This window comes from Vibrio cortegadensis, assembly GCF_024347395.1.
In the GTDB taxonomy this organism is placed as follows: Bacteria; Pseudomonadota; Gammaproteobacteria; order Enterobacterales; family Vibrionaceae; genus Vibrio; species Vibrio cortegadensis.
In genome coordinates, this window is the sequence record NZ_AP025472.1 from 519,990 (window position 1) to 543,682 (window position 23,693).

General features: G+C 44.2%; 18 protein-coding genes. 9 read left to right on the top strand and 9 right to left on the bottom strand.

Annotated features, from left to right (window positions below; genetic code table 11):
* The first annotated feature begins 34 nt into the window (after positions 1-34).
* The 3 genes from aceE (at position 35) to lpdA (ending at position 6,301) form a co-directional block, all read left to right on the top strand.
* Entirely contained in the window at positions 35-2,698 is a 2,664-nt protein-coding gene (aceE, locus tag OCV39_RS02555) for a pyruvate dehydrogenase (acetyl-transferring), homodimeric type (protein ID WP_261888866.1), read from the top strand.
* A 26-nt stretch (positions 2,699-2,724) separates the two neighbouring features.
* Positions 2,725-4,626: a pyruvate dehydrogenase complex dihydrolipoyllysine-residue acetyltransferase gene (gene aceF, locus OCV39_RS02560; RefSeq protein WP_261888867.1), complete on the top strand. Its 1,902-nt coding sequence runs from the start codon at positions 2,725-2,727 to the stop codon at positions 4,624-4,626.
* A 247-nt stretch (positions 4,627-4,873) separates the two neighbouring features.
* A complete protein-coding gene (gene lpdA / locus OCV39_RS02565) occupies positions 4,874-6,301 on the top strand; it encodes a dihydrolipoyl dehydrogenase (protein WP_017054161.1) in 1,428 nt (475 codons plus the stop codon).
* Between the two features lie 268 nt (positions 6,302-6,569).
* Here lpdA and OCV39_RS02570 read toward each other — a convergent pair whose 3' ends face one another.
* Positions 6,570-7,187, bottom strand: a complete 618-nt coding sequence (locus OCV39_RS02570) for a LuxR/HapR/OpaR family quorum-sensing transcriptional regulator (protein ID WP_017054160.1) — start codon at positions 7,185-7,187, stop codon at positions 6,570-6,572.
* A 293-nt stretch (positions 7,188-7,480) separates the two neighbouring features.
* Here OCV39_RS02570 and hpt point away from each other — a divergent pair, with 293 nt between their 5' ends.
* Positions 7,481-8,011, top strand: coding sequence for a hypoxanthine phosphoribosyltransferase (hpt, locus tag OCV39_RS02575; protein WP_113799309.1), 531 nt, complete (start codon positions 7,481-7,483; stop codon positions 8,009-8,011).
* Between the two features lie 66 nt (positions 8,012-8,077).
* Here the strand turns inward: hpt and can are convergent, their stop codons facing one another.
* The gene (gene can, locus OCV39_RS02580; RefSeq protein ID WP_113799251.1) at positions 8,078-8,752 is read right to left on the bottom strand and encodes a carbonate dehydratase; all 675 of its coding nucleotides are present in this window, start codon (positions 8,750-8,752) and stop codon (positions 8,078-8,080) included.
* 237 nt (positions 8,753-8,989) lie between these two features.
* On the opposite strand from can, the gene OCV39_RS02585 reads away from it, so the two are divergent.
* From OCV39_RS02585 to OCV39_RS02595, 3 genes are all read left to right on the top strand, one after another.
* The gene (locus OCV39_RS02585; RefSeq protein WP_261888868.1) at positions 8,990-10,645 is read left to right on the top strand and encodes a SulP family inorganic anion transporter; all 1,656 of its coding nucleotides are present in this window, start codon (positions 8,990-8,992) and stop codon (positions 10,643-10,645) included.
* Positions 10,646-10,854: 209 nt separating this feature from the next.
* Entirely contained in the window at positions 10,855-11,772 is a 918-nt protein-coding gene (locus OCV39_RS02590) for an ABC transporter ATP-binding protein (RefSeq protein ID WP_113799249.1), read from the top strand.
* A 1-nt stretch (position 11,773) separates the two neighbouring features.
* Positions 11,774-12,544, top strand: coding sequence for an ABC transporter permease (locus tag OCV39_RS02595; protein WP_113799247.1), 771 nt, complete (start codon positions 11,774-11,776; stop codon positions 12,542-12,544).
* Positions 12,545-12,652: 108 nt separating this feature from the next.
* Here the strand turns inward: OCV39_RS02595 and panC are convergent, their stop codons facing one another.
* The 7 genes from panC to sfsA form a co-directional block, all read right to left on the bottom strand.
* Positions 12,653-13,546 (bottom strand): pantoate--beta-alanine ligase, encoded by an 894-nt coding sequence (panC, locus tag OCV39_RS02600; RefSeq protein ID WP_017054154.1) that lies wholly within the window; start codon positions 13,544-13,546, stop codon positions 12,653-12,655.
* 8 nt (positions 13,547-13,554) lie between these two features.
* Positions 13,555-14,349, bottom strand: coding sequence for a 3-methyl-2-oxobutanoate hydroxymethyltransferase (gene panB, locus OCV39_RS02605; RefSeq protein WP_017054153.1), 795 nt, complete (start codon positions 14,347-14,349; stop codon positions 13,555-13,557).
* A 50-nt stretch (positions 14,350-14,399) separates the two neighbouring features.
* A complete protein-coding gene (folK, locus tag OCV39_RS02610; protein ID WP_261888869.1) occupies positions 14,400-14,885 on the bottom strand; it encodes a 2-amino-4-hydroxy-6-hydroxymethyldihydropteridine diphosphokinase in 486 nt (161 codons plus the stop codon).
* Positions 14,882-16,243 (bottom strand): polynucleotide adenylyltransferase PcnB, encoded by a 1,362-nt coding sequence (pcnB, locus tag OCV39_RS02615; RefSeq protein WP_017054151.1) that lies wholly within the window; start codon positions 16,241-16,243, stop codon positions 14,882-14,884. Before pcnB ends, folK begins: the two co-directional genes overlap by 4 nt.
* Before the next feature lie 87 nt (positions 16,244-16,330).
* On the bottom strand, positions 16,331-17,254 hold the full coding sequence (gluQRS, locus tag OCV39_RS02620; RefSeq protein WP_261888870.1) for a tRNA glutamyl-Q(34) synthetase GluQRS: 924 nt from the start codon (positions 17,252-17,254) through the stop codon (positions 16,331-16,333).
* Between the two features lie 69 nt (positions 17,255-17,323).
* Entirely contained in the window at positions 17,324-17,770 is a 447-nt protein-coding gene (gene dksA / locus OCV39_RS02625; RefSeq protein ID WP_017054149.1) for an RNA polymerase-binding protein DksA, read from the bottom strand.
* A gap of 130 nt (positions 17,771-17,900) precedes the next feature.
* Complete coding sequence (gene sfsA / locus OCV39_RS02630) at positions 17,901-18,632, bottom strand: DNA/RNA nuclease SfsA (protein WP_261888871.1); 732 nt, start codon at positions 18,630-18,632, stop codon at positions 17,901-17,903.
* Between the two features lie 55 nt (positions 18,633-18,687).
* On the opposite strand from sfsA, the gene hrpB reads away from it, so the two are divergent.
* Positions 18,688-21,153, top strand: a complete 2,466-nt coding sequence (gene hrpB, locus OCV39_RS02635; protein WP_261888872.1) for an ATP-dependent helicase HrpB — start codon at positions 18,688-18,690, stop codon at positions 21,151-21,153.
* A gap of 5 nt (positions 21,154-21,158) precedes the next feature.
* Entirely contained in the window at positions 21,159-23,597 is a 2,439-nt protein-coding gene (mrcB, locus tag OCV39_RS02640) for a penicillin-binding protein 1B (RefSeq protein WP_261888873.1), read from the top strand.
* The last annotated feature ends 96 nt before the right edge of the window (positions 23,598-23,693 follow it).

Sequence of the window (23,693 nt, forward strand, 5' to 3'; positions counted from 1 at the left end):
AGTAGAATCCAACTAACAAAAAGGATAGACCGCCATGTCTGACATGAAGCATGACGTTGATGCACTGGAAACTCAAGATTGGCTAGAAGCGCTTGAGTCAGTAGTACGCGAAGAAGGCGTAGAACGTGCACAATATTTACTAGAGCAAGTTCTAGATAAAGCACGTTTAGATGGTGTTGATATGCCAACAGGTATTAACACTAACTACATCAACACCATTCCAGCAACACAAGAGCCAGCTTACCCAGGTGATGTGACTCTTGAGCGTCGTATTCGTTCGATCATTCGTTGGAATGCCATCATGATCGTATTGCGTGCTTCGAAAAAAGATTTGGACTTGGGCGGCCACATGGCGTCTTACCAATCTGCTGCGGCGTTCTATGAAGTTTGTTTTAACCACTTCTTCCGCGCTCCAAACGAGACAGATGGCGGCGATCTAGTTTACTACCAAGGTCACATCTCTCCTGGTATCTACTCTCGTGCATTCGTTGAAGGTCGTCTGACTGAAGAGCAGTTAGATAACTTCCGTCAAGAAGTTGATGGTAAAGGTATCCCTTCTTACCCGCACCCTAAGTTGATGCCTGAATTCTGGCAGTTCCCTACAGTATCTATGGGTCTTGGCCCTATTTCTGCTATCTATCAAGCTCGCTTCCTTAAGTATCTTGAAGGTCGTGGCATGAAAGAGACTGGCGCTCAACGTGTTTACGCTTTCCTAGGTGATGGCGAAATGGATGAGCCAGAATCACGTGGTGCGATCTCTTTCGCTGCTCGTGAAAAACTGGATAACCTATGTTTCCTAATCAACTGTAACCTACAGCGTTTAGATGGCCCTGTAATGGGTAACGGTAGCATTATCCAAGAACTTGAAGGCCTATTTAAAGGCGCAGGTTGGAACGTTGTTAAAGTTATCTGGGGCAGCAACTGGGATTCTCTACTAGCTAAAGACACATCTGGTAAGCTTCTTCAGTTAATGAATGAAACTATCGATGGTGACTACCAAACATTTAAATCTAAAGATGGCGCTTATGTACGTGAGCACTTCTTTGGTAAGTACCCTGAAACAGCTGCACTCGTTGCAGACATGACTGATGATGAAATCTTCGCGCTTAAGCGTGGTGGTCATGATTCTTCTAAACTGTTCGCTGCATTCAACAATGCAAAAGAGACAGGTGGTAAGCCGACTGTAATCCTAGCTAAAACGGTAAAAGGTTACGGCATGGGTGATGCAGCTGAAGGCAAAAACATTGCACACGGTGTTAAGAAAATGGACATGACTCATGTTCAACACCTACGTGATCGTTTAGGTCTAGAAGACATTCTTTCTGATGAGAAAATCAAAGAGCTTCCTTACCTGAAACTGGAAGAAGGTTCTGCTGAATACGAGTACATGCATGCACGTCGTAATGCACTGCACGGTTACACGCCTAAGCGTCTACCTAAGTTTACTCAAGAATTTAAAGTGCCTGAGCTTGATGCATTTGCCCCTCTACTTGGTGAGCAAAAGCGTGATATCTCAACCACAATGGCTTATGTACGTACGCTAAACATCCTTCTTAAAGATAAGAACATTGGTAAGAACATCGTTCCTATCATTTGTGATGAAGCACGTACCTTCGGCATGGAAGGTCTATTCCGTCAGGTTGGTATCTACAACCCGCACGGTCAAGACTACACGCCTGAAGATAAAGGCATCGTTTCTTACTACAAAGAAGCAACGTCTGGTCAAGTTCTTCAAGAAGGTATCAATGAGCTAGGTTCTATGGCTTCATGGGTTGCTGCTGCAACTTCATACAGCACGAACGATCTACCAATGATCCCGTTCTACATCTACTACTCAATGTTCGGTTTCCAACGTATTGGTGACATGGCATGGCTAGCTGGTGACCAACAAGCTCGTGGTTTCCTACTGGGTGCTACTGCAGGCCGTACAACGCTAAACGGCGAAGGTCTACAGCATGAAGATGGTCACTCGCACATCATGGCGAACACAGTTCCTAACTGTATCTCTTACGACCCAACGTTTGCTTACGAGCTAGCGGTAATCATGCAAGACGGTATCCGTCGCATGTACGGTGAGAACCAAGAGAACGTCTACTACTACCTAACCGTAATGAACGAGAACTACGCAATGCCAGCAATGCCAGAAGGCGCTGAAGAAGGCATTCGTAAAGGTATCTACAAGCTTGAGTCTTACGCTGGTTCGAAGTCTAAAGTTCAGCTAATGAGCTCTGGTACTATCATGAACGAAGCGCGTAAAGCAGCACAAATCCTGAGCGAAGAGTATGGCGTAGCATCTGACGTATTCTCTGTAACGTCTTTCAACGAACTGACTCGTGACGGTCAAGCGGTTGAGCGTGACAACATGCTTCACCCTGAAGCTGAAGAGAAAGTACCGTACATCACAACGGTTCTTGGTAACGAGCCTGCAATCGCAGTAACGGATTACATGAAGAACTACGCTGAGCAAGTACGTGCGTACATGCCAACTGAGTCTTACAAAGTACTTGGTACAGATGGTTTCGGTCGTTCAGATAGCCGTGAAAACCTACGTCGTCACTTTGAAGTAAATGCAGGCTACGTTGTAGTTGCAGCACTAACTGAACTGGCTAAACGTGGTGATATCGAGAAATCAGTAGTTGCTGAAGCAATTGCTAAATTCGGCATCGACGCAGACAAAATTAACCCGCAATACGCATAAGACTGGCATTAAGGTAGGTAAATACAATGACAATCGAAATTAATGTACCAGACATCGGTGCTGACGAGGTTGAAGTAACTGAGATTCTTGTAAACGTTGGCGACAAGGTTGAAGAAGAGCAGTCACTGATCACTGTTGAAGGCGACAAAGCTTCAATGGAAGTTCCTGCGTCTCAAGCGGGTATCGTTAAAGAAATCAAGATTTCAGAAGGTGATTCTGTTTCTACTGGTTCTCTAATTATGCTGTTCGTTGAAGAAAGTGGCGAAGCGGAAGGTGCAGCAGCACCGGCTGCTCCAGCAGTTGAAGCCGCTCCTGTAGCTGCGCCTGCTGCATCAGTTGCTGAGCTTAAAGAAGTTCACGTTCCTGACATTGGCGGCGATGAAGTTGAAGTAACTGAAATTATGGTTGCTGTCGGCGACGCAGTAGAAGAAGAGCAATCTCTTCTTACTGTTGAAGGTGATAAGGCTTCAATGGAAGTTCCTGCACCATTCGCTGGTATCGTTAAAGAAATCAAGATCGCTTCTGGTGATTCAGTATCTACTGGCTCTCTAGTAATGATTTTCTCTGTAGAAACAGGCGAAGTGGCTGGCTCAGCACCAACACCGGCTCCTGCGGCGGCACCAGTTGCAGCGGCTCCAGCAGCATCTGCTGAAAAAGAAGTGAACGTTCCTGATATCGGTGGTGACGAAGTAGAAGTTACTGAAATCATGGTAGCAGTTGGCGATACAGTAGAAGAAGAGCAATCTCTAATTACTGTTGAAGGCGACAAAGCTTCAATGGAAGTTCCTGCACCGTTCGCGGGTACAGTGAAAGAGATCAAGATTGCAGCGGGCGATACAGTGTCAACTGGCTCTTTAATCATGACGTTTGTTGTTGAAGGGGCTGCACCTGTTGCTCCTCAAGCGGCGGCTCCAGCAGCTCAAGCGCCTTCAGCACCAGCGGCTCCTGCTGCTAAAGTTGAAGCACCAACTGCGGGTGATTTCCAAGAGAACAATGATTACGCACATGCTTCACCAGTCGTTCGTCGTTTAGCGCGTGAATTTGGCGTTAACCTAACTAAAGTTAAAGGTACTGGCCGTAAGAGCCGTATCTTGAAAGAAGATGTACAAAGCTTTGTGAAGGAAGCGCTGAAGCGTCTTGAATCTGGTGCTGCGGCTTCAGCGAAAGGCGGTGACGGTTCTGCTCTTGGTCTTCTTCCTTGGCCAAAAGTTGACTTCAGCAAGTTCGGCGAGACTGAAGTTCAGAAGCTTTCTAAAATTAAGAAGATCTCTGGTGCTAACCTACATCGTAACTGGGTAATGATCCCTCACGTTACACAGTGGGACAATGCTGATATCACTGAGCTAGAAGCATTCCGTAAAGAACAGAATGCAATCGAAGCGAAGAAAGATACAGGCATGAAGATCACACCACTTGTGTTCATCATGAAAGCTGTTGCTAAAGCATTAGAAGCATTCCCAGCGTTTAACTCTTCTATTTCTGAAGATGGTGAAAGTATCATCCTTAAGAAATACGTAAACGTAGGTATCGCGGTTGATACGCCTAATGGCCTAGTTGTTCCAGTCTTTAAAGATGTGAACAAAAAAGGTATTTACGAGCTATCTGAAGAGCTAATGGCTATTTCGAAGAAAGCACGTGCAGGTAAGCTTACTGCTGCTGATATGCAAGGCGGTTGTTTCACAATCTCAAGCCTTGGCGGTATTGGTGGCACAGCATTTACACCAATCGTAAATGCGCCAGAAGTGGGTATCCTTGGTGTATCTAAATCTGAAATCAAACCAGTATGGAATGGTAAAGATTTTGAACCTCGCTTACAGCTTCCTCTTTCTCTGTCGTACGATCACCGAGTGATCGATGGCGCAGAAGGTGCGCGATTCATTACTTTCTTAAATAGTGCATTGTCAGACATTCGTCGCCTAGTACTTTAGAAAGCAATTATTAAGGTGACTTTCGGGTCACCTTAATTTTTAACACACAGAATTAGTAGACAATATTCATCATCGTTTTTCTATAAATCAGAATTTCATGAGATGAATTGTTGTCTAGCTCACAGGCTAACCTAATCTTGCTTTCACACTGTTAACATCTCTGTAAAATATGTACCGTTTGAAAGCGACATTCTATTTTAGGTTTACCCATTCAGCCTGTTAGGGATAATGACTACAAGAGGTCACAATGAGCAAAGAAATTAAAGCCCAAGTTGTTGTACTTGGTTCAGGTCCTGCTGGTTATTCAGCGGCATTCCGTTGTGCAGATTTAGGTCTAGAAACGGTATTAGTTGAACGCTACAACACGCTTGGTGGTGTATGTTTGAATGTGGGTTGTATCCCATCAAAAGCATTGCTTCATGTATCTAAAGTTATCGAAGAAGCAAAAGCGATGGCTGATCACGGTGTTGTATTTGGTGAGCCTCAAACTGATATTAACAAGATCCGTATTTGGAAAGATAAAGTTGTCACTCAACTGACTGGCGGTCTTGGCGGTATGGCTAAGATGCGTGATGTTACAGTTGTTAATGGTTTCGGTAAATTCACAGGTCCTAACAGCATTCTTGTTGAAGGCGAAGGCGAGCCAACAACGGTTAACTTTGACAACGCTATCATTGCAGCGGGTTCTCGCCCAATCAAGTTACCGTTTATTCCTCATGAAGACCCACGCATTTGGGACTCTACGGATGCACTTGAACTGAAAGAAGTACCTGAAAAGCTACTTATCATGGGCGGTGGTATCATCGGTCTTGAAATGGGTACGGTATATCACTCTCTAGGTTCTAAAGTTGAAGTTGTAGAGATGTTCGATCAAGTTATCCCTGCTGCGGATAAAGACATCGTTAAAGTTTACACTAAGCGTATTAAGAACAAATTTAAGCTGATGTTACAAACTAAAGTAACAGCAGTTGAAGCGAAAGAAGATGGTATTTACGTTTCGATGGAAGGCAAAAAAGCACCAGCAGAAGCTGAGCGTTACGATGCCGTTCTTGTTGCTATCGGCCGTGTACCAAATGGTAAACTGATCGATGCTGAAAAAGCGGGTATCGAAGTTGATGAACGTGGTTTCATTAACGTAGATAAGCAAATGCGTACAAACGTAGATCACATCCATGCTATCGGTGATGTGGTTGGTCAACCAATGCTTGCTCATAAAGGTGTGCATGAAGGCCACGTTGCTGCTGAAGTTATTTCAGGCAAGAAGCACTACTTCGACCCTAAAGTAATCCCATCAATTGCGTACACTGAGCCAGAAGTCGCTTGGGTAGGTAAGACAGAGAAAGAAGCGAAAGAAGAAGGCCTTAACTATGAAGTTGCCTCTTTCCCTTGGGCTGCATCAGGCCGTGCGATTGCATCTGACTGCGCTGATGGTATGACTAAGCTTATTTTTGATAAAGAGACTCACCGTGTCATTGGTGGTGCTATCGTCGGTACTAACGGTGGTGAACTTCTTGGTGAAATCGGTCTTGCTATCGAGATGGGTTGTGATGCAGAAGACATCGCACTTACTATCCACGCTCACCCAACTCTACATGAGTCTGTGGGTCTAGCTGCGGAAGTATTTGAAGGTTCAATCACTGACCTACCAAACAAAAAAGCAGTTAAGAAGAAGTAAGTTGTACATTAGCATTATTCGCTAAATCACTTCGAGATAAGAGCTTTTAAAAGAATAAAAACCGCTGATAAGTCAGCGGTTTTTTTTGTGTCTAAAATTTATCAGCGTGATATTTGTCGTAATGAAGCTATGAAGCTATGAAGCTATGAAGCTATGAAGTACAAAGTACAAAAGACCACGGATTAAAAAAGGCCGATATAAATATCAGCCTTTCCATTTATTTATTCTGGATTACACGGCGGTTTTATCCGCTGGTAACGCGAATAAATTAGTGATTTTCACGCTTGTAAATACATAACATGTCTAGATAGCTCGTAAGCAAGGCTTGTATGCTCTCTAGGTCTGGGTTTCGATTCGCTTGCACAAATAGCGAGTAGCATACGCCGTGGAACAAATTAGCCAAATGCTCTGGCTCATGTTGATCACAGACTTCGCCACGCTCTATCGCTTTAGCAAACATATTTTGAACGAGCAGTTGGCTGGTTCTATTTGTTGTAACAAACAGAGGCCATACTTCGTCACGTGTTGATGCGCTCCATTCAAACCACACTTTTAACCAGTAGCAATCATTGATCACTAAACTCACCATTTCAGAGGTGATGTTATGCAAGTTTTCTTTTGCGTGTAGATCGAGATCGATGGTGTCAGATAGGAAGTTCGAGAATTGACGAACCACATGGTTTAACACTTCATCGACTAAATCTTCTCTAGTCGGGAAGTAGTTAAATACAGTGGCAACAGAGACTTGGGCGATTTCTGCAATATCTGCATGACCACCACGTCCTATGCCACGACGAGCGAATACTTCTAACGCAATTTCCATCAGCTGATGTTTGCGTCGTTGAGGAGAAAGCCTTGTTCTTGGTCTCTTAGCTATTGAGTCCATTTTATTTTCCTTGCCGTGAGTTGTTTCTAATTGATTATTATATTTATTGCTTAAAGCGGTATGAGTGTAATGGTGCATATGAAATAGGTCAATAACTAATGGCGAATTAGTAGACAATTATATCAGTAATGAGAAAAGCAATGGTTTGCGTATGAAATTTATTCTAATCATCGCAGCAAGGTTAAACATTTAACTATGAGGCGTAGCAGTGTTAAGATAAGCGCGAGTTTATGGAGCTACATGATTTTTGCTATAAAATCGATGTAGTTAACACCCTACAAATCGAGATTGGTATGAAACATACAGTTGAAGTTATGATTCCAGAACAAGAAGTTCAGGAACGAGTGCGTGTATTAGGTCAGCAAATTACTGAACACTATCAAGGCAGCGAAGATTTAGTCATGGTTGGTCTGCTACGTGGTTCATTTGTCTTCATGGCTGATTTAGCTCGTGCCATTGACATAACACACCAAGTGGATTTCATGACCGCATCTAGCTACGGCAATACAATGTCGAGTTCGCGTGATGTGCGTATCTTGAAAGATCTAGATGATGATATTAAAGGCAAAGATGTTTTGCTGGTGGAAGACATCATCGATACGGGTAACACGTTAAACAAGGTTTGCGAAATTTTATCACTGCGTGAACCTAAATCGATTCAGATCTGTACTTTGCTCGATAAACCATCGCGTCGTGAAGTGCATGTGGATGTTAAATGGATCGGTTTTGAAATCCCAGATGAGTTTGTCGTTGGTGTGGGAATCGATTACGCACAGAAATATCGTCACCTACCGTACATCGGCAAAGTTGTACCTCAGGAATAGAATTTTCAGACGTTGATATAATAAAATGCCCGCTTAAGTTAGCGGGCATTTTTAATTTTATGAGTTTTAATCATCAATACTGGTTAGTAGCTCTTTTGAGCTGAGTATTTTCTTAATCGCAGCATGGTACGAGGTTTCTAGGCTTTCCCTACTGGAGCAGCGCATACCAATATCTTCTAACTTGCCATCTCCGATACCATAGACTACGCCATGGACTTGAATATCTTGACCCTGCTCCCACGCATTTTGAAGTACAGTCGAGTTACCCAAGTTATACACTTGCTCTGCAACATTAATTTCGCATAGCTTATCTGCCCAACGTTCTCGAGGCATTTCAGCAAGAAAACTACGGTGCTTTAAATACAGGTCTCGGATATGAAGCAACCAGTTGTTGATTAAACCAAGTTGAGGGTTATCAATGGCCGCATTTACTCCGCCACAACCATAGTGACCGCACACAATGATGTGATTCACTTTAAGAACATCAACCGCATACTGCACGACAGAAAGACAATTCAAATCGGTATGAATTACTTGGTTCGCTACGTTTCGGTGGACAAAAAGTTCCCCAGAATGAAGCCCTGTTAAACGTTCTGCTGGAACTCGACTATCTGAGCAACCTATCCAAAGAAATCCTGGATTTTGGCCGTCCTCTAGTTTTGCAAAATACTCTGGCTGGTTGGATCTGATCGACTCTGACCATTTTGAGTTATTTTCAAAAAGTTGTTTAATTTCTGGCATCTTACTTCCCTTAATGATCTTTCATCACTATACACAATGTTACAAATTCGGTCGTGTAAAAAATCAGTTAAAACGTACTCATCTGACGTGTTCTAGAGGCAAAAATCATTAACTTAGCGCTGATCCTAACTTTCAGTTATAACTCATGATGACGGAGATAATGAGAGTGCTCAATTATCGATGTGAGATTTGTTAAGCTTATATTCATCCCCGTTTTCTATTGGCAGGAGCCATATTTTGTTTGGAAGTCGTTTTAAAGATATGAATTTTAAGGGAGACATGTTCGGTGGTGTCACGACTGCCATCATTTCACTTCCTTTGGCATTAGCGTTTGGTGTTGCTTCTGGGGCAGGAGCCGAGGCCGGGTTGTGGGGCGCGATTATGGTGGGGTTATTCGCTGCACTTTTTGGTGGCTCATCAAGCTTAATCTCCGAACCAACAGGTCCAATGACGGTGATCATGACGGCGGTCATGACCAGTATGATGGCTCGCTATCCTGAAACCGGTATGGCGATGACATTTACTGTGGTGATGATGGCTGGCGCTTTTCAAATTTTAATAGGTACTTTAAAGTTAGGAAAATATATAACTTTGATGCCATATAGTGTCATTTCCGGCTTTATGTCGGGAATTGGTGTAATACTGATCATCCTCCAACTCTCCCCACTGTTAGGGCACCCAGCCCCATCCGGTGGCGTAATGGGAACATTGAATGCCTTGCCTGAAACACTCTCCAACATTCAGTTTGGAGAGTTATTCTTGGGCATTTTGACTCTGCTTATTCTGTTCTTATTGCCGGATAAATATCGTAAATATATGCCCGCTCAGCTTGTGGCGCTGATTGTGGTCACTTTACTGTCGGTCATCATTTTTGATACTGACAGTATTCGTCGAATCGGTGAAATTCCAGCGGGTTTACCATCTCTTGTTATTCCAACGGTAAACGCTGAAATGTTCACTGCGATGGTCATTGATGCGTTGGTATTAGGGACTCTAGGTTGTATTGATACGCTGCTAACGGCTGTTATTGGAGATTCTCTAACTCGTAAAGATCATGATTCAGATAAGGAACTGAGAGGCCAAGGTTTAGCCAATATGTTGTCTGGTTTGTTTGGTGCATTACCGGGCGCAGGGGCTACGATGGGAACGGTGACCAATATCCAAGTGGGTGCGCGTTCGCCTCTTTCTGGAGTGATCCGAGCTTTAGTCTTAGCCTTAGTTGTATTAGTGGCAGGCTCACTCACTGAACCGATTCCAATGGCAGTTTTGGCGGGAATTGCAGTATACGTTGGCTTCAATATATTGGATTGGAGTTTCATCCAGCGCGCTCATAAAGTCAGCCTACAAGGCATGGCGATTATGTATGGGGTAATGCTTCTGACGGTATTTGTCGATTTAATCGCGGCGGTTGGTTTGGGCGTTTTCATTTCTAACATCATCATTATTGAGCGATTAAGCCGTGAACAGGCGAGAAAAGTAAAGGCCATCAGTGATGCTGATGACAATGATGTCCCGTTAACTGACAGCGAAAGATCCTTGCTTGATCAAGCGAATGGAAAGGTGTTGTTCTTTTACCTCTCTGGCCCAATGATTTTCAGCGTTTCGAAAGCGATTTCACGCCAACACAATAGTATTGATGACTATGACGCGATGATTTTAGATTTAAGCGATGTGCCAATGATCGACGTAACGGTGGGTCTTGCGTTAGAAAATGCCATAAAAGATGCGTTGGATACGAACTGTGAGGTCTATTTACTTTGCCCTAATGAAAGCACGTTAGAGCAATTAGAGAAGTTTCATGTTTTGGATTTAGTGCCAGAACATAATAGTTTCAAGTTCAGGTATGAAGCGTTGAATGCAGCACTCGAATATGTCGGTGTTAATGATAACTGATTATTAGAGGATCGATAGAACGTAGTAGAGGTGCTAAGCCGTTGAATAGTTAAAGTTCAGCGGCTTTTTTGTGACGAAATTTCGCGCGGCATCAATTGATAAGATTCATTAATTAATAAGAGTCGGTGAGGTTTCATTGCTTTAATCGTCATTCGACGATAGACTGTCGGCCATAATCAATTACCTGCTTAGCTTGAAGGGTAAAAGCAATGTACGCATTAGAAATAGAACAGTTACGCAAGACTTACGCTGGCGGCTTCGAAGCTTTAAAAGGCGTCAGCTTAAGTGTTAAAAAAGGTGATTTTTACGCCTTGTTAGGCCCCAATGGTGCGGGTAAATCGACGACTATTGGCATTATCTCGTCTCTTGTTAACAAGACATCAGGTAAGGTTAAGGTATTCGGATACAACATTGATACTGATCTTGAGTTGGCAAAACAGAACTTAGGGTTGGTGCCACAAGAGTTCAACTTTAATCCATTTGAAACGGTAGAACAGATCGTTCTACAGCAAGCGGGTTATTACGGTGTACCAAAAGCATTGGCGAAAGAACGAGCTAAAAAGTACCTATCTCAGTTAGATTTGTGGGAAAAGCGCGGCGAACGTGCTCGTAACCTATCGGGTGGTATGAAGCGTCGTCTGATGATCGCTCGCGCTCTAATGCATGAGCCACAGTTGCTGATTCTTGATGAACCAACCGCGGGTGTTGATATTGAACTGCGTCGCTCTATGTGGGAGTTCCTTCAAGGTATTAATGAGAAGTTGGGCATTACGATTATCCTGACTACTCACTACTTGGAAGAAGCGGAGATGCTATGTCGCAATATCGGCATCATTAATCGTGGTGAGCTGATTGAGAATACCAGCATGAAATCACTGCTTGGCAAACTGAGTGTTGAGACCTTCATTTTGGATTTAGAAGAAGGAACTCCAGAACCTAAGCTCGATGGAGTAAATAGCCAGGTGATGGTTAATGGCTCTTTAGAAATCGAAATTGATAAGAATTTAGGCTTAAACGCTATTTTTGCTCAACTAAGTGAACAGGGCGTAAAAGTGCTCTCGATGCGTAATAAAGCGAACCGTTTAGAGGAGTTATTTGTGAGTATTGTTCGTGAGGGGGGGCAATAATATGTACAGCTTATATTGGACCGCTTTTTGTAGCTTATTAACGAAAGAGGTGAACCGATTCACTCGTATTTGGGTGCAAACTTTGGTTCCGCCAGCAATCACTATGACACTCTACTTCATCATTTTCGGTAACCTGATTGGTGCTCGAATCGGTGAAATGAATGGCTTTAGCTATATGGAATACATCGTCCCTGGTTTGATCATGATGTCGGTGATCACCAACTCGTATTCGAATGTCGCCTCCTCATTTTTTAGTGCTAAGTTCCAAAAAAACATCGAAGAACTACTGGTGGCCCCGGTTCCAAACTATGTCATTATCGCAGGTTTCGTGATGGGGGGAGTCGTACGAGGTTTACTTGTTGGTACGATCGTAACATTCGTTTCACTGTTTTTTGTCGATCTACAAGTTGATCACTGGGGTGTCATCATTGCGACGGTTTTCTTAACGTCGATTGTGTTTGCGCTTGGTGGATTAATTAATGCGGTATTTGCACGAACGTTTGATGATATCTCGATTATTCCAACCTTTATTCTGACACCGTTGACATACTTGGGTGGGGTTTTCTACTCAATCAGTCTGCTGCCTGAATTCTGGCAAGGCGTGTCTAAATTGAACCCGATAGTCTACATGGTTAATGCATTCAGATATGGCTTCTTGGGTGTTTCAGATGTAGGTATTGTGACGTCTTTTACGGTTCTGGGTGTGTTTATTGTGGCTCTTTATGCAGTGGCTCACTACTTAGTGACAAAAGGCATTGGTTTACGCAGTTAAGCTTACGTAATTAAGAAAAGTAATATCTTAGCCAGTAGCTTTAAATTAAAAAGGCGCAATCATTCGTGATTGCGCCTTTTTATTAGGTGAACAGTTAATAATAAACGACTACTCTGCTTTTTCTTCTGTGGTTTCCGGCTCTTTTACTTCCGCAGCTAGATCCAAAACTTGGTTATCAATTAAACGAGCTTGACCTAAGAATGCGGACATTAAAATTACCGCTTGGCTGCTTTCCGCTGATACCGCTTGTAGAGTGCTCGCATCACGAATGAAGATTTCATCTGGTTGTAAGCCTGCGGCACGTAGTTGATCGCTCGCATCTTCAATCACAGAAGCGTAATCATCACGGCCACCACGGATAGCACTGCTTATCCAGCGCATGGTTCTCGCTAACACAGGAGCTCGCTGGCGCTGATCAATGGTCAGTAAGCCATTACGTGAGCTAAGCGCTAAGCCGTCCATTTCACGGACTGTTGGTACACCAATAATTTTGATATCTAACGCAAGGTCAATCGTCATTTGACGTATCACAGCAAGCTGTTGGTAATCTTTTTCGCCAAAGCAAGCGACATCGGGTTGAACGATGTTGAATAGCTTCGTCACTATGGTGGAAACACCACGGAAATGACCCGGACGAGAAACACCTTCCAGCATTTGTGATAAGCCAGGCACTTCAACAGAGGTCTGTTTATCCAAACCGCCTGGGTACATGATCTCTGGCGTCGGAGTAAAGACGAGATCGACCGCTTCGCCGTTAAGTTTGCTTAAATCGTCCTCTAACGTGCGTGGGTAGTTTGTTAAATCGTCTGCACGTTCGAACTGCATAGGATTCACAAAAATACTCACGATGACGATATCGGCATGTTCACGAGCTTTGCGCACTAAGGTAAGATGCCCTTCATGCAAGTTGCCCATAGTGGGAACAAAAGCAATGGTTCGTCCATCACGCTTCAACTGTTTGATCTGTTCGCGTAAAGCGGTTATTTCAGCAAAAGTTTGCATAGTCTTTCCTAAGCGATGGTGTGTGCGTCATCAGGGAAAGTCCCTTGTTGCACATCAGCAATGTACTTCGCGACAGCTTTACGCATGTCTCCAGTTTCAGCCAAGAAATCTTTAGAGAATTTTGGCATATAGTTCGCTGAAATCCCGAACATATCGTGCATTACCAAAATCTGACCATCGGTGACGTTGCCAGCACCAATGCCGATAACAGGTACATTACACGCTTTGGTAATGCGTTCAGCAAGTGATGCAGGAACGCATTCTAGTAATACGATTTGGGCTCCAGCATTCTGCAATGCTAAGGCATCAGATACCATTTTATCTGCTTGTTCTTGGTCACGACCTTGGATCTTGTAGCCACCAAAAATATTGACAGATTGAGGCGTTAAACCGAGGTGAGCACAAACAGGGACAGCGCGTTCTGTTAGTTTCTCTACGGTTTCAACTAACCATCGACCACCTTCAATCTTAACCATGTTAGCGCCAGCTCTCATCAAGGTTGCTGCGTTCTCGCAAGCTTGTTCAGGTGTCGCGTAGCTCATGAATGGCATGTCTGACATTAATAGACAGTTAGGGCTACCAGCTCGAACCATTTTAGTATGGTAAGCAATATCTTCAACCGTCACTGGCAAAGTATCATTCTTACCTTGCAGTACCATTCCTAAAGAGTCGCCAACCAATAATACTGGCATCTCTTGGCTTTCAAACAGTTGAGCAAAGCTTGCATCATAGGCTGTTGATGTCGCAAACTTGCGGCCTTCTTGCTTGCATTTGATTAGATCATTAATGGTGATTTTTTTCATTGATTATCCTTATCAGTGTTTGGCTGTAAACGGAGTGCTATAACCTTCCGTTATGAACGCCAAATACTGAGTCCATTTTGGTCAACGACTGTTAATAGATCGGCAAGTCGCTCGCCATCAGGGAGTTGTAAACTTGGTGCGATTTCAGCAAGCGGGTAGAGCACGAATTCACGCTCTTTCATTCCATAATGCGGAACGACTAGACGCTCGGAATCGATCACCTCATTGCCGTATAAGATAATATCGAGATCTAAGGTTCTTGGACCCCAGCGCTCATCTTTACGGACACGCCCTTGTTCTAGCTCAATCGCTTGTGTGCAGTCGAGCAGTTCAAGTGGCGTTAATTCGGTTTGAATTTCAACAACAGCATTGATGTAATCTGGTTGGTCTTGCGGCCCCATGGGTGTGCTACTGTATAGCATAGAGGCTTTCACTAACTCAGATTTAGGCAGTAACCTTAGCGCATCAATCGCACGGTTTGCTTGAGATACCGGATCGGTAAGGTTGCTGCCTACAGCAATGTACGTTGTGATCATTCTGCTGATTTCGCTTTTTTATTGCGGTAATTCTTACGACGACGAGTTTGGCCTGAGCGATTCGGTGCTCCATCGACTTCGTTTGCCATCGCTTGACGCATATTACGGCCCGCTTTTTGGTAGGTGTCCCACCATTTTGCTAGCTTCTCAGTTTCGCCTTGTTCAACTTCACCACGCATTTCTAAGAAATCATAGCCAGCACGGAACTTATTCAGCTCCATAAGGCGAGAAGCGCGTTTGCCATTGCGACGAGGAAGACGCAATTGAAGCTGCCAAATCTCGCGAATGGTAGCGGTATGACGACGAGGAATGGCTATTGAGCGCACTTGCTTATCAAGTATCAGGTTGCTTGCTTCCATTACGGCATCGTAATGGGCCATACCTTGCTCTGCGACTAGCTTGTCTGCCAGTTTGTTCATTGGGTACCACAAAATAGCGGCAAACATGAATGCTGGGTTAATACGCTTACCATCTTCAATTCTAAGATCAGTCGAATCAAGCACCAGATCAAGCATCATCTCTGTCGGTGATGAGTAATCTTCAGTGAACTCTTCGGCAATCGATGGGAACATCTGTTGGAATAGGTTGTACTCACGCATTAAGTGGTACGTCTCTAAACCGTATCCTGATTGAAGTAGCTTTAATGACTCTTCAAATAGGCGAGCTGAAGGAATATCTTGCAGAAGATGAGCGAGTTCCTCGATAGGAGCGCCAGTATCTTCTTCGATATCAAAATCGAGTTTTGCCGCAAAGCGAATAGCGCGCAGCATGCGTACTGGATCTTCACGGTAACGAGTTTCTGGATGACCAATCAGGCGAATCAGCTTGTCTTCAAGGTCTTCAATACCGTCAGCATAATCATGGATGCTGTAATCAGCAATATTGTAGTACATCGCGTTGATGGTGAAATCACGGCGCTCGGCATCTTCATCGACGCTGCCGTACACGTTATCACGCAGTAGCATGCCTTCAGTCGACTGAGCTGAAACATTTTTACTTGGTTCTTGATGATGCCCACGGAAGGTTGCAACTTCAATGATATCGCGACCAAACATGATGTGAGCAAGTCTAAAGCGACGTCCAATAAGACGGCAGTTTCTAAAGAGGTGCTTGATCTGTTCTGGGGTCGCATTGGTCGCGATGTCGAAATCTTTAGGCTGTTCTGCCAGTAAAAGATCGCGTACACCTCCGCCAACTAAAAATGCATCAAAACCGGCACCGTTTAGTCGATAGAGAACTTTTAGAGCATTATCGCTGATCTGCTTACGTGAAATATTGTGCTCTTGGCGAGTGATAATATTCAGGGCTAAATCTCCGTTTTCGCGTTCGTTGCGAATAGTAATGTCGTTTTTATTCATTAACTTATCGAAAAAGTTGGTATCGCCAACTTTGCCTTTATTCTGTTCTAAATGGCGTTATGCTCATTATTTGCGGCTAATCATAGCCTAGCTGACGCCATTTGAGAATCTTGGTGTGATCTCGATCTGCGAAGGTAGTTGCTTTAAGTGCCAATTTTGGCAGCCCCAACGAATAATTTCATCGATGCTTGCGCTTTGCATTTCTTGGTTTATTTCAAACCCTAAAAATGACATGGCATTCAGTAATGTTGCTTTCGGATTTCGCACATCTATTGCGGTGGCATGATTTTGTTTCGATAGCTTATTCCCATTTCCATCCATCGCAAGAGGTAAATGAAGATAGCTTACCGGTTCATGACCTAAGGTTCGGTACAGACTAATTTGACGACCAGTCGGCTCTATCAGATCGGCGCCACGAACGACTTGCGTGATACCTTGGTCAATGTCATCGAGTACAACCGCTAGATTATACGCGTAGAGGCCATCACGACGTTTAATGATGAAGTCTTCTTCCGCTAGCGCTTTAGGGATGGTTATCTCTGCATGACGCTGGTCTAAGAAGCGCTCAACAGGGTGTGCCATTTTTAAGCGTATCGAACAATTGTCTGTAGAGGTAAGCTGTTTATCTCGGCAAGTACCGTTATAGAATCCGCCGCTCTGTTTAATCTGCTTACGTGAGCATTGGCAATAATAGGCTTGTTTGCTGCTTAGCCATTTATCGATTTGATCTTGGTAAAGATCATGCCTTTTACTTTGGTAAACCACATCACCATCCCAATAGAGGTGATAAGCTTCCAGTGCAGATAAGATTAATTTAGATGCGCCCACCATTTCTCGTGGTGGATCTAAATCTTCCATTCTGACTAACCATTGCCCACCCATAGACTTTGCTTGGAAATAGCTTCCCAGCGCCGCAATTAAGGATCCAAAATGCAGAGGTCCTGAAGGCGAAGGGGCAAATCTTCCAATGTAAGGCGAGGTGTTGATAGGTGATGATGTATTGTTGGTCATAGCGATCAAGTTGGCATTGGTTAATCAAAAAAGGGAGCCTAAGCTCCCTTTTAAAACAAAGTAAGGCGATTAGCCCTGCATCTGTTTTTCTTTAATTTCTGCAAGCGTTTTACAGTCGATACATAGATCAGCTGTTGGGCGAGCTTCAAGACGGCGTACACCAATCTCGATACCACATGAATCACAGAAACCGAAGTCTTCATCTTCGATCTTAACCAGCGTCTTTTCAATCTTCTTGATTAGACGACGTTCACGATCGCGGTTACGTAATTCTAAGCTGAACTCTTCTTCTTGAGAAGCACGGTCAACGGGATCGGGGAAGTTTGCTGCTTCATCCTGCATATGGTGAACAGTACGATCAACTTCTTCCCTGAGCTGGTTGCGCCACGCTTCTAAAATTTTAGTAAAATGAAGCGTTTGTTCAGGTGACATGTACTCTTCACCTGGTATTTCTTTATACGGTTCAACACCTGCAATGGCTAGGATGCCTAGCGCTTTTTTCTTTGATTCTGGCATGCAGCATCTCCTACTTACACCTAGTCAACTGCTTAGCAGTTAATTTGAGGCGGGTATCTATAGCAGAAAGCAGTTGTGGTGGCAAATCCTGAGTTATAAATTTATCTTCATTGTGAAGATAACATCACTTTTACTGCTTATTGATAAATTCAATAGCAGAAACTAGCTTTATCTCAGAATCGTTCAGTTCCGCTTTGTAACAGAGAACTTCCACTCCGGCATTTCTTGCTTCAATGAGTAATTGTGAATATTTGGCGTCTATATGGTGTGCCGCAGAGACTTTTTCAATCCCTGAATGTAAAACAGTGAATAAAAGTACGGCTTTACTTCCAGTATTGACCATTTCTGTGAGTTCACGTAAATGTTTCTGCCCACGAGTCGTTACTGTGTCGGGAAAATAGCCTTGCCCAATCGTGTCACCGTTATGAGTCTCATCGAGCAGAGTGACGCTTTTCACTTCTATATAGCACTTTGGTTTATTTTCTGCTGTTAGCAATATATCAATTCTGCTGTTTTCATTGCCATATTTCACCTCTGTTTTCAGTTCGTCGTACCCTAATAATTCCGAAATGACATTGTTATTGATGGCTTCAACCGCGAGTTGATTGGCTCTTGCTGTATTGATACAGATGAAATGCCCCTGAGAGGTTTCAGAAAGCTCCCAGCTATTGGGGTATTTTCGTTTTGGGTTATCAGAGGTGGAATACCAAACCTTATCTCCAGGCGTCGCGCAACCGGTCATTGCTCCAGTATTGGCACAATGGATGGTTCGTTCGCTTCCATCGTCGAGTTTTATATCCGCAAGGAAACGTTTGTATCTTTTTATTAGCGTGGCGCTTTCTAATCGTGGGTTAAAGTGCATTCTCATACTGTTTTTATGTACAATGATGGTCTCATTAAATCATAAGGGTTGACCATTGTCACAACTGCCTATTGAAGCTGTGATGCCCGAGTTACTTGCCGGCGTCCAAAGTCATCATCAACTGATCTTAAAAGCGGCTCCCGGTGCCGGGAAGTCGACACATTTCCCTCTCCAACTGCTTAAAACTGGTGGGCTTGCTGGCAAGATCATCATGCTGGAACCAAGGCGTTTAGCGGCTCGTAATATTGCTCAGTATCTATCAAAGCAGTTCGGTGAAACGGTTGGGCAGTCGGTGGGCTATCGAGTTCGTGGTGAAAGCAAAGTGAGCTCACAGACAAAGCTAGAGATTGTCACCGAAGGGATTATGACCCGAATGATCCAGAGCGATCCGGAACTGTCGGGTGTGAGTTTACTGATTTTTGATGAGTTCCATGAACGCAGCATTCATGCGGATACAGCGCTGGCATTAAGTTTAGAGATCCAAGAGGCTTTGCGAGATGATCTGAAAATTGTGGTGATGTCTGCAACGTTAGATCAGCAGGCTTTGCAATCTTTGCTGCCCGAAGCTTGTTATGTGGAATCTCAGGGGCGCTCTTTTCCTGTGGAGTATCGCTACTCTGCGCTTGGGGTTAATGAGTATCTTGTGCCTGCGATGGCGAAAAGAATTGAACACTTGATCACGACAGAAGAGGGCTCCTTACTCGCTTTTCTTCCCGGAGTCGGTGCGATCAAACAGCTAGAAGTGTCGCTAACCAGTTTGCTTCCAGATGTTGATATTTGTCCTTTGTATGGCCAATTGAATTTTACCCAACAGCAACGTGCGATTGCAGCAAGTGAGAATGGGCGACGCAAAGTGGTGCTTGCAACCAATATTGCGGAAACCTCTTTAACCATTGAAGGGATCCGTCTTGTTGTGGATTCGGGTTTAGAGCGAGTGGCTAAGTTTGATCTCAAAACGGGGATCACCAAGTTAGAGCAAATTAAAATCGCTCAATCTTCCGCAGAGCAACGAGCAGGGCGTGCGGGGCGCTTAGAAAAGGGGATTTGCTTGCGTCTGTATAGTGAAACCCAATTGGCTCAGCAACCTTATGTGCCAGAGCCTGAAATATTACACGCGGATCTCTCTTCACTCGTTCTAGAGCTCGCGCAGTGGGGAACCGTGAATGTAGATGAATTATCATGGTTAGATAAGCCACCAGCAACCGCTCTAAAACAGGCGACCACGCTGCTTTCTTCGTTAAATATATTAGGGGAGAATGCTCAGTTAACGACATTTGGTAAGCGCGCTCATGAGCTAGGGTTAGATCCTCGAATTGCCAGTATGTTGGTGCATGTGAGCCAGCATCAAAGTGATATGTTGCACTGCGCGATTTTAGTGGCTGCGTTATTAGAAGAACCTGAACGTAATGTGGCAAACTTGCAGCATTCCCTTCATCGTTTTAAGCAATCCAACCACTCAAAAATGAAGGTTATCACTCAGCGTGTGAGTGTTTTAGCTAGAAAGCTTAATGTGAGTTTTGATGTGAAAAAAGTCGATGAACGGCAAGTTGGCATCATTTTAAGCTTAGCCTTTCCTGATCGTATAGGTCAGCGACGCTCCGCACAATCAGGCCGTTTTATATTATCCAATGGGCATGGTGGTGCGATGGATGAGTCTCAGTCGCTAGCGGATGTGGATTATCTTATCGCGATTGATCTGATGCGCTCTGCTCAAGAGGCGAGTCAGATTTTTCTTGCGGCAGAAGTCGACATCATTGCCCTTGAAGCGCATTTCCCATTTTTGTTTGTGTCTCACGAAGTTGTAGATTGGGATGAAAAACGTGGTCGCTTAATGGCTGAACAACGAACGACTTTAGGAAAGTTAGTCGTTCGACGCAAAGAGATGAGTCAGCCCGATCAAAGTAAAATGAGCGAAGCTCTGCTCAATTATGTCCGCAGAAAAGGGTTGGAGTGTTTGAACTGGGATGAAAACAGCATCGCGTTATTAAAACGTATTCGTTGTGCTATTGAGTGGCTACCAGAACAGGATTGGCCCGCGATGGATGATGAGAGTTTATTATCCGATCTTGAATTATGGCTAGCGCCTTACATGAGCGCTATTACGTCGATCAAACAGCTGAATAAGATGTCGTTAGTGCCCGCATTATTAGCACGCTTAGGCTGGCCTTTGAATCAATCGATAGATGAGTGGCTGCCGACTCATTATCAAATGCCAACGGGAAATCGAAAAGTAATTCGTTACCAAACGGGAAATGAACCCATCATTTCAGTGCGAATTCAGGAAGTTTTTGGTGAGCATGATTCACCAATGATTGCTCAAGGCAGAAAAAAAATCGTACTAGAGTTACTATCGCCTGCACAAAGGCCATTGCAAGTGACACAAGATCTCGCAGGGTTTTGGAGTGGAAGCTACAAAGAGGTTCAAAAAGAGATGAAGGGGCGCTACCCGAAGCATCCTTGGCCTGATGATCCGGCAAACCATGTGGCAACGACTAAAACCAAACGACAGTTGAATAAATAATGTTAATGAACTCTCTAAAAAAGTCAGCAGTAGATAAACCGTTGGTCAATAAGCGCTCAGCAGAAAAAAAAGAGACCACGAAAAAGAAACCAGCTGGTGGAAAAAAAGCCACGACGACAAAAAAAGCGGCTGTAAAACCGAAAAAACGAACCACAACCAAGCGTAAAAAGGCAGCGAAAGAGAAACGTAGCTGGTTACGAATTTTGTGGGGCGTGAGTTGGAAAAGCGGTATTGCGGTCATCGCGTTATTGATTTTTATTGGCGTGTATCTTGATTCCGTTGTGAAGCAGAGATTTGAAGGTCAGCTATTTGATTTGCCTACGGTGGTTTATGCGAGAGTGTTGAACTTGGCTCCGGGTCAAGAGGTGGCGCTTAAGCAAGTTCAAAATGAGTTGGATGTGCTCAATTATCGTAAGGTTCGTCAACCTCGTCATCCAGGTGATTACTCCTCTTCGTCCACCAAAATAGAGGTGATTCGTAGGCCATTCGAATTTACAGATGGGCCGGAGCCGGATCGTCACGTCATGTTACATTTTGATAAGACGAGCCTTACGCGCATTCAATCGTTAGAACAAGATCAGGACATGGGCTACTTGCGCATTGAGCCGAAGATGCTTGGGATGCTAGAAAAAGGCAAAGACGAACAACGACTATTCTTACGCCGTGAGCAGTTCCCCGAAGTAATGGTAGACGCATTGCTCGTGACAGAAGATCGCTATTTTTATCAGCATGAAGGGGTTTCGCCTGTTGCGATTGCCCGTGCTCTGGTGGCGAATATCAAAGCGGGTCGTACGGTTCAAGGGGGAAGTACATTAACTCAACAACTTGCCAAAAACTTATTTCTATCAAGAGAAAAAACATTATGGCGAAAAGTAAGAGAAGCGTATATCGCATTGATTTTGGACTACCGTTATAGCAAAGACCGAATCTTAGAAGCGTACTTGAATGAAGTCTATTTAGGACAAAGTGGTGGCGAAGCGATTCATGGTTTTGGGCTGGCTTCGAGGCTCTATTTCGGACAACCGATTCAAGAGTTGCGTATCGATCAATTAGCCTTACTGGTTGGGATGGTGAAAGGTCCTTCCTATTACAACCCTGTCCGCTACCCTGAACGCGCTAAGAAACGTCGCGACTTAGTACTTCGCCTTATGATGCAGCAAGATACTCTCACGGCCAGTCAGTATGAAGAAGCCGCTCGCAGGCCGCTTGATATTCAAGATAATCCACGTATTGCTAGCCGCCAGCCCGCCTATTTCCAACAACTGAAAATAGAGTTAAATGAATCTTTGGGAACACGGTTCCATTCGGATTCAGGGTTGCGTGTGTTCACGTCACTTGATCCTGTCTCTCAAGTAAAATTAGAGCAGGCGATTGGTCGAAAAGTACCTGAACTCGCTAAAAGAGCGGGCAAAGAGTTAGAGGCCGCTGCGATTGCGGTAGATCGCCATTCCGGCGAGATCCGCGCCATGGTCGGCGGAAAACGTACGGGATATGATGGCTTTAACCGAGCTTTAAATGCCAGCCGTCCAATCGGTTCACTTGTAAAACCAGCCATATACTTAACAGCGCTTGAACAGCCTGATAAGTATTCACTGGCTTCGACGTTAATGGATTCTCCTCTCAGCTTAAAAGGCAGCAAAGGGAGTGTTTGGTCCCCGCGTAATTTCGATCGTAAGTTCCGTGGTGAAGTGCCACTCTATCAAGCATTAGCAAAATCTCTGAATGTACCAACGGTAAGGTTAGGCATGCAGTTGGGGATAAAAGAGGTATCAAAAACATTAGTCAAATTGGGGGTGGATAACAGCGAAATTCGCCCCGTTCCATCGATGTTTTTAGGTTCATTTTCATTGACGCCTTACCAAGTGGCGCAGATGTACCAAACACTGACCAATTCAGGTAAGAAAGCGCCACTTTCTGCATTGCGTTCTGTGGTTAATTTAGATGGCGATGTGTTGTATCAAACACTTCCAAGAGTATCGCAAGCGGTTGATCAGCAAGCCGCTTGGCTGACGACTTACGCGATGAAAAAAGGTGTGTCACAGGGGACGGGGCGCTTCCTTCAGAATCAATTCGCTTGGGCGGCGCTGGCTGGAAAAACAGGAACGAGTAACGACAGCCGAGACAGTTGGTTTGTTGGCGTTGATGGGCGTGAAGTCACGACCATCTGGTTAGGGCGTGATGACAATAAACCTACGACACTAACGGGCTCTAGCGGTGCATTGCGTGTATACGCTGATTACCTGCAACACCGCATTCCTGAAAAACTACGGTTGCCTTGGCCGAAGGGTATCGCTACTTTAGGCTTCTCTCCGACGTCATCTGGCGGTTTAGAGCTTGATTGTGGTAGTGATTTTAAGCTGCCTGTTTGGGACAGTGAAGGTCAATTAAAACAAGGGTGTGAAAATCGACCACAACAATGGCTTAAAAAATTATTCCAGTGGTAGGTTAAGGTTTATTTGGGGAAGTTCTTCGTATTAGTGCCCTTTGGTATAAGGGCTATTTTTCATAAGAGCTATTTTTAATAAGAACTGTCTCTCATA

Bases quoted from the DNA above. Each gene is read 5' to 3' on its own strand.
- aceE (WP_261888866.1), top strand. From the start codon at position 35: ATGTCTGACATGAAGCATGACGTTGATGCACTGGAAACTCAAGATTGG.
- aceF (WP_261888867.1), top strand. From the start codon at position 2,725: ATGACAATCGAAATTAATGTACCAGACATCGGTGCTGACGAGGTTGAA.
- lpdA (WP_017054161.1), top strand. From the start codon at position 4,874: ATGAGCAAAGAAATTAAAGCCCAAGTTGTTGTACTTGGTTCAGGTCCT.
- OCV39_RS02570 (WP_017054160.1), bottom strand. From the start codon at position 7,187: ATGGACTCAATAGCTAAGAGACCAAGAACAAGGCTTTCTCCTCAACGA.
- hpt (WP_113799309.1), top strand. From the start codon at position 7,481: ATGAAACATACAGTTGAAGTTATGATTCCAGAACAAGAAGTTCAGGAA.
- can (WP_113799251.1), bottom strand. From the start codon at position 8,752: ATGCCAGAAATTAAACAACTTTTTGAAAATAACTCAAAATGGTCAGAG.
- OCV39_RS02590 (WP_113799249.1), top strand. From the start codon at position 10,855: ATGTACGCATTAGAAATAGAACAGTTACGCAAGACTTACGCTGGCGGC.
- OCV39_RS02595 (WP_113799247.1), top strand. From the start codon at position 11,774: ATGTACAGCTTATATTGGACCGCTTTTTGTAGCTTATTAACGAAAGAG.
- panC (WP_017054154.1), bottom strand. From the start codon at position 13,546: ATGCAAACTTTTGCTGAAATAACCGCTTTACGCGAACAGATCAAACAG.
- panB (WP_017054153.1), bottom strand. From the start codon at position 14,349: ATGAAAAAAATCACCATTAATGATCTAATCAAATGCAAGCAAGAAGGC.
- folK (WP_261888869.1), bottom strand. From the start codon at position 14,885: ATGATCACAACGTACATTGCTGTAGGCAGCAACCTTACCGATCCGGTA.
- pcnB (WP_017054151.1), bottom strand. From the start codon at position 16,243: ATGAATAAAAACGACATTACTATTCGCAACGAACGCGAAAACGGAGAT.
- gluQRS (WP_261888870.1), bottom strand. From the start codon at position 17,254: ATGACCAACAATACATCATCACCTATCAACACCTCGCCTTACATTGGA.
- dksA (WP_017054149.1), bottom strand. From the start codon at position 17,770: ATGCCAGAATCAAAGAAAAAAGCGCTAGGCATCCTAGCCATTGCAGGT.
- sfsA (WP_261888871.1), bottom strand. From the start codon at position 18,632: ATGCACTTTAACCCACGATTAGAAAGCGCCACGCTAATAAAAAGATAC.
- mrcB (WP_261888873.1), top strand. From the start codon at position 21,159: ATGAACTCTCTAAAAAAGTCAGCAGTAGATAAACCGTTGGTCAATAAG.